The organism is Emticicia fluvialis (genome assembly GCF_024793945.1).
GTDB lineage: Bacteria > Bacteroidota > Bacteroidia > Cytophagales > Spirosomataceae > Emticicia > Emticicia fluvialis.
This window is the reverse complement of record NZ_JANUSD010000006.1, coordinates 231,404-248,617: the sequence shown is the minus strand read 5'-3', so window position 1 is coordinate 248,617 and position 17,214 is coordinate 231,404. Positions and strand designations below refer to the sequence as shown.

Here is a 17,214-nt window from a genome sequence, read left to right as displayed (position 1 = left end):
CTCTCTCTCTTCATTCTTAATTTTTTAGAAAGATGCCTTCATTAAAAGAAGTAAGAAATAGAATTGTCTCGGTAAACTCAACGACGCAGATTACAAAAGCCATGAAAATGGTGTCTGCAGCTAAGTTACGCAGAGCGCAAGATGCTATCCTTCAGATGCGTCCGTATGCTACCAAGCTTAACGAACTGATTGCTACCGTATCAGCCAATACTGAAGTAGGCGCTACCAGCCCTTATACCAGTGTACGTGCGGTAGAGAAAGTTCTGGTTGTTCTGGTTACATCAGACAGAGGTCTCTGTGGTGCATTTAATTCAAATATCATTAAAGCAGCTTTGGCTGTTATTAATGAAAAGTATGCTTCTCAGGCAGCTAAAGGTAATGTTGAGATTCTGGCACTGGGTAAAAAAGGTGGTGAAGCACTGGCTCGTCGCAGTTATAAAGTGAACGAATCATTCATGACTATCTTCCAGAACCTGAATTTTGCGCATGCACGTTCAGCTGCAGAATCAATCATGACAGCCTTTGAAGAAGGGAAGTACGATGTTGTGGAGCTTGTTTATAACGAGTTTAAAAACGTTGCTACGCAAATCATCAGAGTTGAACAGATGCTTCCGTTGGTTGATAAAAAAGCTGATGAATCAGCAGCCAGCAAGATTGATTACATTTTTGAGCCTTCAGAAGAAGAGATTGTTTTGGAACTGATACCAAAGGCCATTAAAATGCAGTTATTTAAGGCTGTGTTGGAATCGAACGCATCAGAGCATGGCGCTCGTATGACAGCCATGGACAAAGCAACAGACAATGCCAACGAGTTGTTGCGCTCTTTGAAAATTGAGTACAACCGTAGCCGTCAGGCCGCAATTACCAAAGAGATTCTGGAGATTGTGGGTGGTGCCGAAGCTTTGAAAGGAGATTAATTTAATATAAGCAGATATACAAATGAAAATGGTGAGCCAGACGGCTCGCCATTTTTTGTTTTATTGCATGCCTGGTTAGCTGTTATAAACTTTTAGGCCGTAGAAACCCAGCATTTAACCAATATTATAGTAATTGCCATTACAGGCGCTAATGGTAGGTTATTACATTTCAGTTACATTCATTACGCCCAGTTGTTCAAACAGCTTTTGCCAGTAGTAAGTAACGGTGGGGTTATTCTCTTTAGAAGAACTGGTAGGCTCAAACGGCAGAATCATTGAAATGTCAGGTCCGTTCAGCTGGTAGTTTTTTAGCTTTTCAGCATCAACTTTGGCCCATTCTTCGGCCTGTGCTTCATCTTTAGGCGGGCTCACCTGAAAATCCCTGCCATTCTTTACGCTCTCTACCATATCGCTCAGGTAATACACTTTCGTAATACCCGGGCTTTCGGCCAGGCGCGCAATAACCGGTATGCTGGCAGTAATATTGGTTTCCAGATTTGACGCGTTATCATTCTGTGTTATCAACCTGTTTAAAGATTGCTGAATAACAAAGTTTCTTTCTTTACGGATTGACAAGTCGTAGGCTGTCTTGATGGCCTCCATATCAGTGGCATTTACACCTTCTGTGTCTTCCATTTCAGTGCGGCAGGTAAGAGACAAAGTGCGGCCTTTCGATGTGTTTTCGTGTATATAATAAATCTCAAAGGTATCGCCTGCTTTTCTGAAATTCTGCTCAATAATAGACGTAAGTGTCTGTTGATACTTTTGTGCCACAAAGGCTTTTTTTACGTCTACACTTGCCGTTTTATCAATAAAAATCAGGGTATGTACAATGGGGCTATTGGTTTGATTATCAGTTTTTTGGGTTTCTTTATCTCCGCAGGAAAAAAGAGAAGGAACTAAAAACAGAAAAGTAAGCAAGTAATAAGTAACCGGAGGCTTTTTCATCAAAATGGGGTTTTGTTCCAGGATATCTTCATAATTCAGAACCTTGAACGAAAAATACAAAACAAAAGTATGAAATCAATACTTCAAATTTAACTTTTTTCTATATACGGTGTCAGATGGCATGTTTTTCTGCCAGAATGGGTTCTGAATGGAGCCCTTCAGAATACCTCTGCTGGTAAGCACCTTGTTGTTAGCTAGGTAGCTCTCTTCCCAGCCCGCAATTTTATGCGGGAAATTCTTCTCAAAAATAATGCTGATGCTTCTTTTACTTTCAACATACTTTACCTTATAGGCGTACAAAGAATCACCCCTGAAGGTTGAGTCGCCCCTGTAAGGTTGCAGCGTAACATCGGCAATGGCTGGTGCCGGTTTTTCGCGTCGCAGCCGCAGTGAAGATAAACCCGGCACCAGAATAACTTTACCAACCGGTAATTGTTTCAGGGGGTTCATGCGTACGCGCGTCCAGAGTTCGTCTTCCAGCACTGCTTTGTCTATATGATAATCATCTTCTATTTCTTCATCAAAATACGATTTACCCAAAACCTGATAACCGTTCTGGCGAAAATTGAGTTGTAGAAAAGTTTGCCCGCTCCAGTCCTGATTAGTGTTAGAAACCTTAAGTGTAGAAGGGTACTCCTGGGTTTGTACAGGCGTAAATACCGATGTGTATAAAGAGAAATCATGAATACCCGTAACAAATCTCTTAATAAAGTTGAGTTTCAGTACTTTTACTGCTTTCTCTTTATCTTCTGTTTCCAGCTTTACGTGCTTGTCTTTTCTGAAATCTTCGGTGCTGAAAACCATAATCGCCTCGCCATTATTCAGGTTACCGAATTGGGCTTCCTGCAAAGCATAGCTGTTGATTTCAGCAGTGCCCGGATTCCAGTAGGTTCTGAAATTAATGTCGTCATAAGGTTGTTGTGAATCTGTTTTTTCTTTGTTGCATGATTGAAGAAGCACCAGAATTGCCAACACAAAGCACGAAATTTTCATAATCAATAGTTTTGCATGAACGAGCGTCAAACTTAAGAAATAAATTGACGAATCTCTATAAAATAATTATCAGCAAATACCCCGGGTTTTACTTTTCGCCTTTCCAGCTTATCAGAAAAACCCCTGCCAGCACCAGTGCCGTACCTATTATCTGTTCAAGCCAGACGGGTTCATTCAGAAAAGCAGTGGCCAGTATAATGGTAAAGATAGGCCCTATGCTGGCTATAATTGAGGCGTTGCCGGAACCAACCCGTTTGATACCCGCCGAAAACAAAAATGTGGGTAGTACAGTTGAAAAAATAGCCATAGATATGGAAATCAGATAAACCGGTGCCGGAAAACCGAATATATCAAGGCCGTTGTAAATATAGCTGTGTATAAGAGTGGGTACCAGCGCAGATAGCATGGCCCAGGAGGTAAAGCGTGCGGTGCCCAGTTTTCCAATCAGCTTGTCGCTACCTACTAAATAGAACGAGTACGTAAGACCACTCAGAATAACCAGAAATGCCCCCAATGCTATGTTTTTTTGCTGATGTGCCTGAAAATGCCTGGTAAACGCCACTATTATACCTGCATAGGTAATGAGCAATGCCAGCCATTGCAGGCGGTTTACTTTTCTTTTAACCAGAAATGAGTTAATCAATAAAACAAAGGTAGGATAAATAAAAAGCAGGATACGCTCAAGGCTGGCAGAGATGTATTCAAGACCAAGAAAATTAACATAGGCAGACACATAATAGCCGGTAAAGCCTATGAGAACCACCTGGCACCAAATTTTAAGAGGTATAACCGGGTGTGCCACTTCTGTAACGCGCGTACGAAAAATAGTTACCAGATAAAACGGGGCAGAAAACAGAAATCTGAGAGCAAGAAGCGAAATGGAATCGATACCATAGCGATAAGCAGATTTAATAAAAATGCCCTTAAGGGCAAAGCCGAAAGCCGCTCCAAAAACCATTAACGCGCCAATCAGATACTTTGTGCGGTCTGACATAAAAAATAACCTGTCTTATGACATCTCAAATGGTAAAAATGATAGTTTTGCTTTTCATTTTTACGTACTGATTCTGTTTTTAGTTCAAGCATATTTGAAAAGTTAAACAATTTATTGTAATTATTAAAAATTATTGCATAATTCACCTGTTCGGAATTGATTAAATAAATAACCCACATGGTAACGTCCAAAAAACTAAGAAAAGAGTCAGAAGAAACAGTTAGTATTCAACCACGTGAGCAGAAAAAACCATTATTGATAGAAATTGCCTGGGAGGTATGTAATCAGGTAGGTGGGATTTATACGGTAATCCGTTCTAAGGTGCCATCTATGGTGGAAGAATGGGGAGAAAATTATTGTTTAATAGGACCGTATTTTCAGAATACGGCGGTAGTTGAATTTGAGCCTATTGATGACCTTGATGAATCATATTTTGGTAAGACAGTTAAAAGAATGCGTGAACTGGGTTTTGAGGCGCATTATGGACGCTGGCTGGTAACCGGAAAACCCAAAATTGTTCTGCTTGATTTCAAGAACCTTTTATATAAAGCCAACGATTTAAAGCATAATATCTGGAACAGGCACCAGATTTCTACCATAAATGCCGAGCCTCTGGTTGACCAGGTGATTGCCCTCGGCGAAATGATTAAGGTATTTCTGACCGAATTTGGCGAAGCCTACGGCCATAAAAATGATATCGTGGCGCACTTTCATGAATGGATGGTGGCAACAGCCCTTATAGATATAAGGACAGACAACGTGCCGGTGTCTACCGTGTTTACTACCCATGCCACAATGCTGGGGCGCTATATTGCCGGAAACGAGCCGAACTTCTATGAGCGGTTGCCTTACTATAACTGGGAGCATGAGGCACATCACTACGGTATACATGCACAGGCCAAAATAGAGCGGCTGGCTGCACAGAAAAGCCATGTGCTTACAACCGTTAGCGATGTAACAGCCAAAGAATGCGAGGTGTTTTTTGGCAGAAGCTGCGACCTGATTCTGCCCAATGGGCTGAATGTTACCCGTTTTGCAGCCACCCATGAGTTTCAGAATCTACATCTGAAATACAAAGAGAAAATACACCAGTTTGTAATGGGGCACTTTTTTCAGAGTTATAGCTGGGACCTCGACAATACTTTGTACTTCTTTACTTCGGGGCGTTATGAGTTCAGAAACAAGGGCTATGACATAACCCTTGAAGCGCTTAAAAGGCTAAACTTTAAGTTGGTTCAGTCTGGGGTTGATACAACCGTGGTTATGTTTATCATTACTAAAAATCCGGTTTATTCTATTAATCCTGAAGTGTTGCAGTCAAGAGCCGTAATGGAAGAAATCAGAGAAACCTGCGAGGCCATTGAAAAGCAGGTGGGCGAGAACCTTTTTCATGCCTCTGCTGCTAACGAGAACCCTAATCTGCCAGACCTGAACGATTTTGTTGATGAATACTGGCGACTGAGATTAAGACGGACCATACAGACCTGGAGAACGAAGAAGTTGCCACATACGGTTACACATTTGTTAAAGCAGGAAGACGAGGTTACCGATTATCTGAAATTCACAAACCTGCAGAATCATCAGCAAGACCGTGTAAAATTTGTATATCACCCTGATTTTATTTCTCCTACCAATCCGCTTTTTGGTATGGAATACAGCCAGTTTGTACGTGGCTGCCATCTGGGGGTTTTCCCGAGCTATTATGAGCCCTGGGGTTATACACCACTTGAATGCGTCGTGAGGGGTATTCCGACGGTAACGAGCGATTTATCCGGCTTCGGTGATTTCATGATTCAGTTAATGAGAGATTATGAAAGTGTTGGGGTATATGTGGTAAACCGCCGGACTAAAGCCTATGACGATGCGGCTGACCAACTGGCAGATATCATGTTTAATTTCGTAACCATGAATCGCCGCGACCGCATTATGCAGCGTAACAGAGTAGAGAATATCTCTGAGATATTTGACTGGACCAATCTTCGGTCCTATTACGACACCGCTCATGACCTGGCACTTAAACGTAAAGGTGTTACCAGGCTATAAACAGAAAGGGGAAGATTTGCAGAATCTTCCCCTTTCTGTTTATAACAGTTTTGCTGTTGCTTTTACTTAACAGCTTCGTCTATCCATTTTATCATTTCTTGTACTACGAGGTCACTGGAGCCAAGAAAACCTGTACTTTTAAACTTGATTTTCCCTTGTTTATCAATACAGAATTTGGCTGGTATACCATTTACGCCATAGTCACCGGCTACGTCGCCCTCGGCATCAAAAACAACCGGGAAAGACCCGTAGCCTCTCTGGCTCATGAAGTTAACTACCGACCCTTTCACCTGGCTTGGCTCCATGCGTTCAAATGTATTCACAAACAGAAACTGCACGTCGGTGTTGTTTTTATATTTCTCCTGCACCTGTTTCATGCCCGGAAACGACATAATACAAGGCCCGCACCAGGTTGCCCAGAAATCAAGAATAACAACTTTGCCTTTCAGGTCTGACAACTTAACGGTTTTGCCGTCTTTATCAAGCAGGCTGAAATCAGGCGCATCAGCGCCTACCGAGCCAGCACTTCTACGCTTTACGTCCTGAATAAAAATTTTGGCAAAAAAGTAATTTTTACCTTCTTTTTCCAACTGAGCAGCCGTGTTGGCAAAAATCTCAAAGTCTTTCTCAGGGTTCAGAAAATTATTTACCGCAATAATACCAGCCAATGAGGTGCCTAATTCGGCAATCATAGGTTTAATTGTATTAAAATAGGCCTCTTCGGCTGTTACGTATTGTGTTTGTAATTCTTTCTTTTTCTTTTCGTCGCGTTTCTTTGAAACGGCTTCAAACTGGTCGTTCAGATTCAACTGCGTTTTTCTGAAATTCTGTGCTTCTGCCAGAATCTGATTGAACTTCTTCATGTTTGTAGAACCCTCAATGCTGTAAGACGCCGCCTTGTCAGGCGTACTCATACCGTCAGCCACCAGGCTTATTTCTTCGCCGCCATCCAGAATCAAACCAATTACCTGCTGGTTAGCAATATTTACCTGATAAATACCCGGTTCTGGCAACATACCTTTAAAAGCAAAAGTCCGGTCGGCTGCAATATTCACCGAATCTATTTTCAGGGCAATATTTCTGTCGTTCATTCTTTCAAGATACGCCTTGCCCGACACCGCGTTTGTAACTTTACCTTTTATGCTAAATGGTTTACCTGTTGTAGCTTTTGCAGGGGTTTCGGCAGTCTTGTTTTGGGGCTGCGACTGGCACGACCACCCAAAGGCCAGAAAAAATATAGCAAAAATAGATTGTTTCATATAAGTTAATGTACAGATTTTTAAAGAATAATGGCCTTGAAGACTATTTCAGAGCGTCCATCAGTAACTGGTTGGTCAATTTAGGGTCTGCCGTACCTTTCGATTTCTTCATTACCTCACCCACAAACATACCCAACAAGCCTTTTTTACCGCTTTTAAACTCTTTCACTTTGTCTGGATAAGCAGACAGAACCTCGTTGATTAACGCCTGTAAGGTATCTGTATTGCTTTGCTGAATCAAATTATTGGCTTCTGCCAGTGCCAGCGCTGTTTCTGCGGGGTTATCGAGCAACAACGGAAAGAGCTTCTGAGCGGCAGTTGAACTGCTGATTTTGTTGTCATCAACCAGGGCAATAAGTTCTGCCAGCTGAGTTGGTTTCAAAACCAGCTGGTTAATTTCAATGCCTTTGTCGTTCAGGTAGCCTTTTATAGTAGAAGTAAGCCAGTTGGCAATAGCCCTGTGGTTTTTTGTAAACCTGGCTGTTTCCAGAAAGTACCCAGCCGTATCTTTATTGTCGGTCAGTACTGCGGCGTGTTCATCAGGCAGGCCATATTCCTGTGTAAATTGTTTGAATAACTGATGCGGAAGAGCAGGCATCTGGTTCTTGATCTTATCAAGCCAGGCCTCAGATATATGGATAGGCGCAAGGTCAGGCTCAGGGAAATACCGGTAGTCGTTCATTGTTTCTTTTACCCGCATACCGTAGGTTTCACCGGTGTCGGCATCAAACATCCGTGTTTCCTGAATAATGGTTTCTCCGGTTTCCAGCATTCTTACCTGCCTCTTAAACTCAAATTCTACGGCTCGTTGCAGGTTACGTATAGAGTTCATGTTTTTTACCTCTACTTTGGTACCCAGTTTTTCTGTTCCAACGGGTCGGATAGAAATATTAAGGTCGGCACGCATGGACCCTTCTTCCATGTTACCGTCGCATATATCCAGATAACGCACCATCTTACGAATTTCTGTCAGATACGCACCTGCTTCTTCGGCGCTTTTCATGCAGGGTTCAGACACTATCTCTATCAACGGGGTACCCGCACGGTTGTAGTCCAGTCGGGTATATTCGCTGTCGCCTTCATGTACCGACTTCCCGGCGTCTTCTTCCAGATGTATGTGGTGCAGTTCAAGAAACCGCTCTTTGTATTGTTTACCGTCTTTCAGCCTCACGGTTACCCCACCACCTTTGCAGATAGGGAATTTATCCTGCGATACCTGATAACCTTTCGGCAGATCGGGGTAAAAATAATTCTTTCGGTCGAAATAGTTATTGCGGGTTATTTCACAGCCGCAGGCAAGACCCATTCTTATGGCGTACTCAACAGCTTTTTTGTTCAGTTTTGGTAATACACCAGGATGCCCCAATGTAATAACACTTATATTGGTGTTTGGCTCGCTGCCAAAGCGGTTAGAGTCAGAAGCAAAAATTTTGCTTTCGGTTGAAAGCTGGCAATGAACTTCTAGTCCTATAACGATTTCGTATTGCATGAAAAGTGGTTAAAATATGAAGGCTGTTATTTGTCGAAGCCTGGTCTCACAAATTTACGAGCATTAGGGAAATCTTTCTCTATATATTGGCGTAGTTTTTCCAGCTGAAGCAATATTTCAGTAATTTTATTTACTTTTTCCGGGAAATGCACCTGCAAAACCAGCCAGGCAGCAATACTGCGGTCAATACTGATGAGCGTTAGTTTGGCCTTGCCATTATAGAAGTCTGTCATAAAGTCGCTCAGGTTTTCTTCAAAAAACAACTGGCAGGCATTTCTGATTTTTATATAAATCAGGCTTTGATACCAGTTGATTACCTCAAAGGCATCTTCAATTTGCGACAACGCCTCTTCGGCTTCTTCAACCGACAACGCCCCTTTGTTCAATTCGTTCTGAAATTCAGCGCCTTTGCCTTTCATAAAACCCTGCTCTTCTCTCAGGAAAGACCCATACAGGCGGGTATATTCGCGGGCGTTTATTACGTTGCGGTGTTTGTCGGCTTCCTGGTGTGGGTCGCGGGTTGGTGGCTGTGCATCGGCCTGGTTTACTACCTCTTCCCAGTTCAGGCCTTTGTCTTCAATAACCTGCTTTATTAGATCAGTTGTTTGCCTGAAAACATCCGTGAGGCTGTCGCCGGTGTCATCATGGGCCGGGGTTTTGTATTTTCGCATGGCAAAATTCATGCATTTTTCTGTAAAGCCGCAGCGCTCACACCAGCTATCGCAATAATTGTAAATCCCGTCAATAAAGTCTGGGTTTTTCAACAGTTTGAGGAAATCTTTTGATGTTTGGTGGCTCATTTGCAAAGCAATGATTTTACTAAAAACGAAATACAGTTCAAACTTAAGTCTATTTTTCAAGAAGTTCAAACCCTAAAGAACTTACTCTAAACTTCAATAAAACCGTTTATCCATTTCTTGTGGCAACCTAATACTAATGTTTCGTAAGATTGTCATACCAAAACTCGTATAAAGCCCTATAAGTTTCATCGAACAGGTTCATCGAAATGAAAAAAATTTTCCTCATGAAATTTTCAAGTATTTTATTACCTACGCTATTACTCGTTAATACTTTTGTTCAGGCACAACAACCGCAGGCTTTAGCTACCAGCGGCGGCAGGGCCGAATCTGAGAAAATCGGATTACAGGAGGCCGTTGACGTAGCTCTGAAAAACAACCTTTCTATCAGGCAAAGCGGGCTTGCTGTTGAGAGCAGCATGAACGCCCTCGACCAGTCTAAGTGGGCCAGATACCCCAACCTGAACGGAACCGCCAACCTTAACCTTTTTACTGGCCGTAACATTAACCCTTACACCAATGGTATCATTACCAATACGGTGGGGTCAAACGGTTTCGGGCTTTCAAGTGGTGTTACGGTTTTTGACGGTTTTCAGACCCGAAACAACATTGCTTTAAACCAGACCAACATGGAAGTGGCCAGACTTGATTTGCAGGCCATGAAAAACCAGATTACCCTCAACGTAGTGGTAGCTTACCTGAACGTGCTGTCGCAGGAAGACCTGCTGGCCATAGCCCAAAGACAGGTAGAGGTATCAAGAATACAACTGGAACGCACCCAGAAACTGGTAAATGCGGGCTCTGTTCCGGAAACCAATCTGTTCGACATCCAGGCCCAGCTGGCCAATGACGAAGTGCAGGTGGTAAATGCAGAAAACGCAATTTTATCGGCAAAGCTGACCCTGAAACAACTTTTGAATACGGCTATGGAAAGGAACATTGACGTGGTTAGGATAGAAGTGCCCAACCCCAATATTCAGCCATATCCTAATTCTTCATCTGAAGTATATGAAATAGCGCAGAGTTTTCTGGCAGATGTACAGGCGGCAGATATGCGCGTGAAAGCCGCCCAGAAAGCTGTTGATATTGCCAGGGGACTCAGATACCCGGTTGTTACGGCTTTTGCCAACGCCAACACCAACTCTACCACCGCTGCCGAGAAATTAATTGTAACACCAAGTATTATTGAGCAACGTGCAGGCTATGTAGATATTGGAAATACAAGGTATGACGTTTTTGCCCAAATACCCAGTACAACCACCACCACCGAGAAAATCGGTTATCTGCGCCAGATCAGAAGCAACGTTAATACATCAATTGGTTTAAGCGTAAGAGTACCAATCTTTAACGGTTACAATGCCAAATTCCGTACCACAGGCGCGGTGATTCAGCAGAAACAGGCAGAAGTACAGGCTGATAATGTACGCCTGCGCCTGCGTCAGGATATTGAAACGGCTTATGTAAACATGAGCAATTCGGCCAAGAAGTTTTCAGCTTTGGGCAATCAGGTACGAGCGCTTGAAGAAGCCTTCAGGGCATCAGAAGCCAGATTTAACGTTGGCTCATTAAACTCACTTGATTACAGTATTTCAAAGACCAACCTGGACCGCGCCAGAGCCAACCAGATTCAGGCTAAATATGATTACATTTTCAGAATCAAGATTTTAGATTATTATCAGAATAAACCACTTAATTTCTAAGTCACTCACTTAGAAGTTTGCATACTTACCTTATTACTAATTGTTTACAAATTTATTTTCTCAATGAAAAAATCAAATAGAATCTGGTTGATTCTGGGCGGTGTAGTAGCCCTGCTTGTAATATTTCTACTGATTGCAAAGTCGGCCGGCTGGATAGGTAAAGAAAAACTTACCGAAGTTGAATTGGTGAAAGTAGGAAAAACAGATATTATTGAAACAGTTTCGGCATCTGGTAAAATCCAGCCCGAGGTTGAAGTGAAAATTACACCTGACGTACCCGGCGAGATTATCGGTTTGTATGTAAAAGAAGGAGACTCTGTAAAGAAAGGACAGCTTTTACTGAAGGTTCAGCCCGAAAACTATATCTCTATTACTCAGCGTGCTGAAGCCGTAGTGAACCAGTCAAGAGCCAGTGCAGAGCAGGCCAAATCGGCCATTGCCCAGGCAGAAGCAAGACTGATCAGAACCCAGGCTGAGTATAACCGTCAGAAAAAACTCTATGAAGAAAAAGTGATTTCGGCCGCCGACCTTGAGATTGCAGAAACCAACCTTAAAGTAGCTAAACAGGATGTAACTGCTTCTAAGGCCAATCTGGAGGCCTCTACCTACAATATCAGAAGTGCCGAAGCAGGTTTAAAAGACGCCTCTGAAAACCTGCGTAAAACAAGTATCTACGCACCTATGAATGGCATAGTATCTAAACTAGGTGTAGAGCTGGGCGAACGCGTGGTGGGTACCTCGCAGATGGCCGGTACAGAGATGCTACGTATTGCCAACCTGAATAACATGGAGGTAAGAATAAACGTAAACGAAAACGATATTGTAAGAGTAAGCCTGGGCGATACGGCCAATATTGACGTAGACTCATACGCACTAACCGGTAAGAAATTCAAAGGCATTGTAACAGAGATAGCCAACACCGCTAATGGGGCTGGTGGTACACTGGCGGCTGCGTCTAGCGCTACTGATGCTGTAACTGAATTTGAAGTGAGAATCAGAATTCTGCCAGAGTCTTACCGCGATTTGGTAGACAGAAAAGCCAGGAAGGTGTACCCATTCAAACCCGGAATGACAGCCACTGTTGATATCATAACCGAGAAAAAAGAAAAGGTTCTGAGTGTACCTATTGCTGCCGTTACTACCCGCGACGCCAACAATGAAGAGAAGAAAGACCAGCAAGGCCCTGACAGTGAAGGTAATACCAATGAGCCAGCCAAGGCTAAGAAAAAAGAGCAGCCAAAAGAAGTTGTTTTTGTGTTAGGCGCCGACAACAAAGTGAAAACACGTGAGGTAAAAACCGGTATTACTGATACTGTAGCCGGAACCATAGAAATAAAAGAAGGCCTGAAAGAAGGAGAGTCTATAGTATCTGGGCCATTTATTGCCGTGTCGAAAAAACTGAAAGACGGTGATTTGGTCGGAAAAAAAGTGGAAGACAAAGGGAAGAAGAAAGAATAAGTACCTTTGAGTATAACATTAACCATTCTGCAAAGAGGCTGCCCGTGGGTAGTCTCTTTGTTTTTTCAGGCCTTTTGGTTTATTTAGCATCTTAAACTTTATTGCAGCAAACACGTTAAAGAATAGTCTATAGTTTGGCAGCTGCATCATCTGGTTAGTTAAAAAATATGAAAATAACAGTAATTGGTGGCGGAAGTTGGGCTACGGCTATCATAAAGATTCTGAGCGAGAGCAACGTATATATAAAGTGGTGGATGCGAAACAGCGAAGATGCAGAGCATATCAAGCGCCTGCATCATAATCCGCATTACCTCAGCAGTATTGAAATCCACCCGTCTAAAGTAAAGCCTTATACCAACCTGAAAGAGGCATTGCGCGATACAGAATGGGTAGTGCTCGCGGTTCCGGCGGCTTTCCTGACAGATGCCCTCAAGAATATCAATAAAAGCCACCTGAATGGTAAAAAGGTTATATCGGCAATTAAAGGAATGATTCCGGCCACAAACCAGCTTGTAACCGACTGGTTTGAAGAAACTTATGAGGTGCCGGCAGAGAATATTGGCGTAATAGCCGGCCCCTGCCACGCAGAGGAGGTAGCATTAGAGAAACATTCGTATCTGACCATTGCATCTCCTAACCTAAACCTGGCCAGCGATTTTGCTGATTTACTGCGTTGCCGTTTTGTGAGTGCCTCTGCCCTGGGCGATTTATATGGGGTAGAGTATGCTGCCGTTATGAAAAATATAGTAGCGCTGGCCTGCGGAATAACACATGGCCTGGGTGGCGGAGATAATTTTCAGGCTGTGATGGTGGCCAATGCCATGCAGGAAATAAGCCGCGTGGTACAAGCCATAAACCCTATGGAACGCGACCTGAGTGCATCGGCCTATCTGGGGGATTTACTGGTTACTGCCTATTCTCAGTTCAGCCGTAACCGTACTTTTGGTAATATGATTGGCCGCGGATACAGCGTGCAGGCAGCCCAACTGGAAATGAACATGGTGGCCGAGGGCTATTATGCTACCAGAAGCATTTACGAAATGCTGCAGGATTACAGGCTGGATATTCCGGTTACTGAATTTACCTATAAGATATTATACCAGCAAGCTCCGCTTCGGAAGGAGTTTGAGGAATTAAAAGCCCGTCTGAAATAATAAGCCTGTGTGGTTTGTTTTACCTGACACCTGTTGAATGACACTATATGCCAACTTATGAACAAGTTTTTGAAAACAACCTGGCGTGGTTGAAAGAGAAAAAGGGCGGTAATCAGTCTTTTTTTGAAAATCTGGCAAAAGAACAGCGACCCGATTACCTGTATATTGGTTGCAGCGACAGCCGCGTTACGGCCGAAGACCTGATGGGCGCCGGGCCGGGTGAGGTTTTTGTGCACAGAAATATAGCTAATCTGGTAAATGCAACAGATTTAAACGTGATGTCGGTGATTGAATATGCCGTGCGGTCGCTGGAAGTAAAGCATATTATTGTATGCGGCCACTATAATTGTGGGGGTGTAAAAGCAGCCATGCAGCCCGTTGATATGGGATTACTGAACCCCTGGCTCAGGAATATAAGAGACGTGTACAGGCTGCATAAAGAAGAGCTGAACGCCATTAAGAATGTCCCAGAACGTTATGACAGGCTGGTTGAATTAAATGTACAGGAGCAGTGTATTAATGTAATAAAACTGGCCAGTGTGCAGCAGCAATATCTTAAAAAAGGTTACCCTACCGTGCACGGCTGGGTGTTTGATATAAGAACCGGGCTTTTGAAGGATCTGAAGCTTGATTTTGTGAAACTTCTAAAAGGAATACAGGAAATATATTATCTGGGCGATTAAACCCGAAAGGCGCCTGTAAATGAGCCTTTCAGGTTCAGGCCTTGCTCATCAATCGGGTAACCATAAAAACCACGCCTGATATAATACCCTGCACGGTGGTTAATACCCCCATACTCATGTTCGTTGCCTCAGATATCCCCTCTGTCATGAAATGATGGACGGTTACACTGATAGACACAAGTATAATACCCATGAGAATAGCTGTAATGATGCTCTTCATGAAATCAGAAACTCTTGGACTCTTCCTTGCCAGATAGATACACCTGATGCTCAGATAAAGGGGAATAATGCAGATAACCACTGCGTAGGCTATTTCCATATATTTATAAGAAACTTCTGATTTTAGCAGCAATAGCGGCCAGTTCTTCTGGTGATATTTTTAATTTATGATTAAAGTTCATGTCGCTCATGCTGTTCATAGGTACCAGATGCACGTGCGCGTGGGGTACTTCCAGGCCTATAACCGCTACGCCAATCCGCTTGCATGGCACTGCTTTTCTGATGGCAGGTTCTATCTGTCTGGCAAATTGCATAAGGCCTGTGTATAACTCATCGTCGAGGTCGAACAGATAATCTATTTCTTTTTTAGGAATCACCAGTGTGTGGCCAGTTGCACACGGAAAAGCATCAAGAAATGCCAGATACTGGTCGGTTTCAGCTATTTTGTGAGAGGGAATTTCTCCCGCAACTATTTTCGAAAAGATAGAAGGCATAATGGTCTGAATAAATTTGTGCGCAAGGTAACAAATTTTGAAGGATTGACTTTCAGAAGAAAACAAAATTAGGTTAATGTTACCGTTTATTTCAGTAAGTCCTGCAAAGCCGTCTCAAGCTCCGGATATTGATAATTAAATGACAACTCCTCTGCCATTCTTTTGTTAATGATATAATTGCCCCCCAGTAATACGGCAGACATTTCACCCAGAAGTAATTTAAGCACAAAAGCAGGTACAGCAGGCGCCCAAAAAGGGCGTTTTAAGACTTTTGCTGCGGTTGCAACAAAAGCTGCATTACGTATCGGAGCAGGAGCCACCGCATTAAAAGGCCCGGTGATGTTTTCATCTTCAATACATTGCAGGTATAGTTGGCAGATGTCATCAATGTGTATCCATGACATCCACTGCCTGCCGTCGCCAAAGGGCGAGCCAACACCCCACTTAACGGGCAACATCATTTTAGGTAAAGCGCCGCCTTCCCGGCTCAATACCACACCTGTTCTTATACTTGCCGTGCGCCTGGCCGGGGTAAAGTTTCGGGTTTCTTCTTCCCATAACTCACAACAGTAGGCCAGAAAATCATCTCCGAAAAGGCTATGCTCATCCAGCCGGGTTTCACCGGTATCGGTGCCATAACAACTGATGCCCGAGGCCGAAATAAATCCTTTTATGCTAATGTTTTTTTCTTGCAGATGTTTTTTGAGCAGCACAATAGGTTCAATGCGCGAATCAATAATTTCTTGTTTTCTTTCCTCCGTCCAGCGTTTGTCTGCAATGCCTGCCCCGGCCAGATGAACAATGTAGTCAATATTTTCAAGGGCTTCCGGCTCAATGTATCCGGCTGATATATCCCATTTATAAACTATTACGTCTTTGATATTCTCTTTTTTACGGCTCAGATAAACAACCTGATGCCCTTTTTTTTGCAGCAGTAATGTCAGCCTTCGGCCAATAAGTCCGGTACCACCTGTTATTAAAATTTTCACTGGTTCAGTTGGTTAGTTTATGTCCTTTCAACAGCAAAAACCATCAAATTGTTTAATTTTTAAAGGCATATTTCATTAACTTTGACAGTTTTTCAGCACCATAAACAGTCTTGTTGTTATACCAGAACCTAAAAAATGACTCATCCCCAGCCAAAAGACTACCTTAAACTTCACCTGATTGTTGTTATTCTGGGCTTTACGGCCATTCTGGGCAGGCTCACTGATGTCTCTGCGTTAGGGGTAGTATTTTATCGCACCTTTCTGGCTTCGCTGGGCATGTTTCTACTGGCTCGTTTTCAGAAAAGAAATATTCTGATACCATTGAAAGACAGCCTGCCGCTTTTAGGGGTAGGGGGTATTATAGCCCTTCACTGGATGTGCTTCTTTGGCTCGGCCAGGGCCTCTACCATTGCCATAAGTCTGGTTACGTTTTCAGTAACATCGTTTTTTACCAGTATACTGGAGCCGCTCGTCAATAAAACCAAAATCAGCTGGGTAGAGGTGCTGCTTGGTGTGCTGGTAGTTATGGGTATGTACTTTGTTTTTACGTTTGAATACCGCCACCTGACGGGCATTATTATTGGTATAATCGGCGCTTTTCTGGCAACTGTCTTTTCTGTTTTGAATGCACAGTTAACCAGAAAGTACGACTCACAAACCATTACTTTTTATGAGATGACAGGCGCCTTTGTTGCCTCTTGGGTGCTGATACCCCTTATTATGTTTACTGTACCGGATACGCACTTCCAACTGATACCCAGCCCAACAGACTGGATATGGATTGCCATACTGGGGCTGGTGTGTACGGTGTATCCGTACAATGAAATGTTGAAATTACTAAAGAAGATTTCGGCGTTTACGCTTAATCTGTCTATTAACATGGAGCCCATCTATGGCATTCTGCTTGCCTACATTATTTTTGGAGAGAAAGAGCGTATGACCACCGGTTTTTATATAGGCGGCGTTTTGATTCTGCTTTCAGTAGTGCTGCATCCGTTTCTGAGAAAAAAGCCGCATTAAGCGGTAAAACAAAAAAGGTCTTCCAGCACGCTGAAAGACCTTTTCCGTAAAATAATC

Annotated in this window: 16 protein-coding genes; 7 read left to right on the top strand and 9 right to left on the bottom strand. The window is 43.1% G+C overall.

Going from position 1 to position 17,214, the window contains the following annotated elements; genetic code table 11:
- Positions 1 to 32 precede the first annotated feature (32 nt).
- Positions 33 to 917, top strand: a complete 885-nt coding sequence (atpG, locus tag NZ848_RS09320) for an ATP synthase F1 subunit gamma (RefSeq protein WP_253530372.1) — start codon at positions 33 to 35, stop codon at positions 915 to 917.
- 162 nt (positions 918 to 1,079) lie between these two features.
- On the opposite strand, the gene NZ848_RS09315 is transcribed toward atpG, so the two are convergent.
- From NZ848_RS09315 to NZ848_RS09305, 3 genes are all read right to left on the bottom strand, one after another.
- A complete protein-coding gene (locus tag NZ848_RS09315; RefSeq protein WP_259015267.1) occupies positions 1,080 to 1,865 on the bottom strand; it encodes a hypothetical protein in 786 nt (261 codons plus the stop codon).
- Positions 1,866 to 1,940: 75 nt separating this feature from the next.
- Complete coding sequence (locus NZ848_RS09310; protein ID WP_259015266.1) at positions 1,941 to 2,858, bottom strand: hypothetical protein; 918 nt, start codon at positions 2,856 to 2,858, stop codon at positions 1,941 to 1,943.
- Between the two features lie 88 nt (positions 2,859 to 2,946).
- Positions 2,947 to 3,852, bottom strand: a complete 906-nt coding sequence (locus tag NZ848_RS09305) for a DMT family transporter (RefSeq protein WP_259015265.1) — start codon at positions 3,850 to 3,852, stop codon at positions 2,947 to 2,949.
- A gap of 177 nt (positions 3,853 to 4,029) precedes the next feature.
- Here NZ848_RS09305 and NZ848_RS09300 point away from each other — a divergent pair, with 177 nt between their 5' ends.
- Positions 4,030 to 5,895, top strand: a complete 1,866-nt coding sequence (locus NZ848_RS09300) for a glycogen/starch synthase (protein ID WP_259015264.1) — start codon at positions 4,030 to 4,032, stop codon at positions 5,893 to 5,895.
- Positions 5,896 to 5,957: 62 nt separating this feature from the next.
- Here NZ848_RS09300 and NZ848_RS09295 read toward each other — a convergent pair whose 3' ends face one another.
- The 3 genes from NZ848_RS09295 to NZ848_RS09285 are packed head-to-tail and all read right to left on the bottom strand — an operon-like array spanning position 5,958 to position 9,443.
- Positions 5,958 to 7,154 carry a TlpA disulfide reductase family protein gene (locus NZ848_RS09295; protein WP_253530358.1) on the bottom strand — a complete coding sequence of 399 codons (1,197 nt, stop codon included), beginning with the start codon at positions 7,152 to 7,154 and terminating at the stop codon, positions 5,958 to 5,960.
- Positions 7,155 to 7,197: 43 nt separating this feature from the next.
- Positions 7,198 to 8,643, bottom strand: a complete 1,446-nt coding sequence (gatB, locus tag NZ848_RS09290) for an Asp-tRNA(Asn)/Glu-tRNA(Gln) amidotransferase subunit GatB (protein WP_259015263.1) — start codon at positions 8,641 to 8,643, stop codon at positions 7,198 to 7,200.
- A 26-nt stretch (positions 8,644 to 8,669) separates the two neighbouring features.
- On the bottom strand, positions 8,670 to 9,443 hold the full coding sequence (locus NZ848_RS09285) for a hypothetical protein (RefSeq protein WP_259015262.1): 774 nt from the start codon (positions 9,441 to 9,443) through the stop codon (positions 8,670 to 8,672).
- A 224-nt stretch (positions 9,444 to 9,667) separates the two neighbouring features.
- On the opposite strand from NZ848_RS09285, the gene NZ848_RS09280 reads away from it, so the two are divergent.
- The 4 genes from NZ848_RS09280 (at position 9,668) to NZ848_RS09265 (ending at position 14,435) form a co-directional block, all read left to right on the top strand.
- Positions 9,668 to 11,140, top strand: a complete 1,473-nt coding sequence (locus NZ848_RS09280; protein ID WP_259015261.1) for a TolC family protein — start codon at positions 9,668 to 9,670, stop codon at positions 11,138 to 11,140.
- 63 nt (positions 11,141 to 11,203) lie between these two features.
- Positions 11,204 to 12,598 (top strand): efflux RND transporter periplasmic adaptor subunit, encoded by a 1,395-nt coding sequence (locus tag NZ848_RS09275; protein ID WP_259015260.1) that lies wholly within the window; start codon positions 11,204 to 11,206, stop codon positions 12,596 to 12,598.
- A gap of 167 nt (positions 12,599 to 12,765) precedes the next feature.
- On the top strand, positions 12,766 to 13,752 hold the full coding sequence (locus NZ848_RS09270) for an NAD(P)H-dependent glycerol-3-phosphate dehydrogenase (RefSeq protein WP_259015259.1): 987 nt from the start codon (positions 12,766 to 12,768) through the stop codon (positions 13,750 to 13,752).
- Between the two features lie 47 nt (positions 13,753 to 13,799).
- A complete protein-coding gene (locus NZ848_RS09265; RefSeq protein WP_259015258.1) occupies positions 13,800 to 14,435 on the top strand; it encodes a carbonic anhydrase in 636 nt (211 codons plus the stop codon).
- A gap of 34 nt (positions 14,436 to 14,469) precedes the next feature.
- Here NZ848_RS09265 and NZ848_RS09260 read toward each other — a convergent pair whose 3' ends face one another.
- The 3 genes from NZ848_RS09260 to NZ848_RS09250 all read right to left on the bottom strand — a co-directional run bounded on the left by NZ848_RS09260 (position 14,470) and on the right by NZ848_RS09250 (position 16,137).
- Positions 14,470 to 14,754: a hypothetical protein gene (locus tag NZ848_RS09260; RefSeq protein ID WP_101724447.1), complete on the bottom strand. Its 285-nt coding sequence runs from the start codon at positions 14,752 to 14,754 to the stop codon at positions 14,470 to 14,472.
- 4 nt (positions 14,755 to 14,758) lie between these two features.
- Positions 14,759 to 15,148 carry an HIT family protein gene (locus NZ848_RS09255; protein WP_259015257.1) on the bottom strand — a complete coding sequence of 130 codons (390 nt, stop codon included), beginning with the start codon at positions 15,146 to 15,148 and terminating at the stop codon, positions 14,759 to 14,761.
- 86 nt (positions 15,149 to 15,234) lie between these two features.
- Entirely contained in the window at positions 15,235 to 16,137 is a 903-nt protein-coding gene (locus NZ848_RS09250; RefSeq protein ID WP_259015256.1) for a TIGR01777 family oxidoreductase, read from the bottom strand.
- Positions 16,138 to 16,272: 135 nt separating this feature from the next.
- Between NZ848_RS09250 and NZ848_RS09245 the strand changes: the two genes are divergently transcribed.
- Positions 16,273 to 17,157 carry a DMT family transporter gene (locus NZ848_RS09245; RefSeq protein ID WP_259015255.1) on the top strand — a complete coding sequence of 295 codons (885 nt, stop codon included), beginning with the start codon at positions 16,273 to 16,275 and terminating at the stop codon, positions 17,155 to 17,157.
- The last annotated feature ends 57 nt before the right edge of the window (positions 17,158 to 17,214 follow it).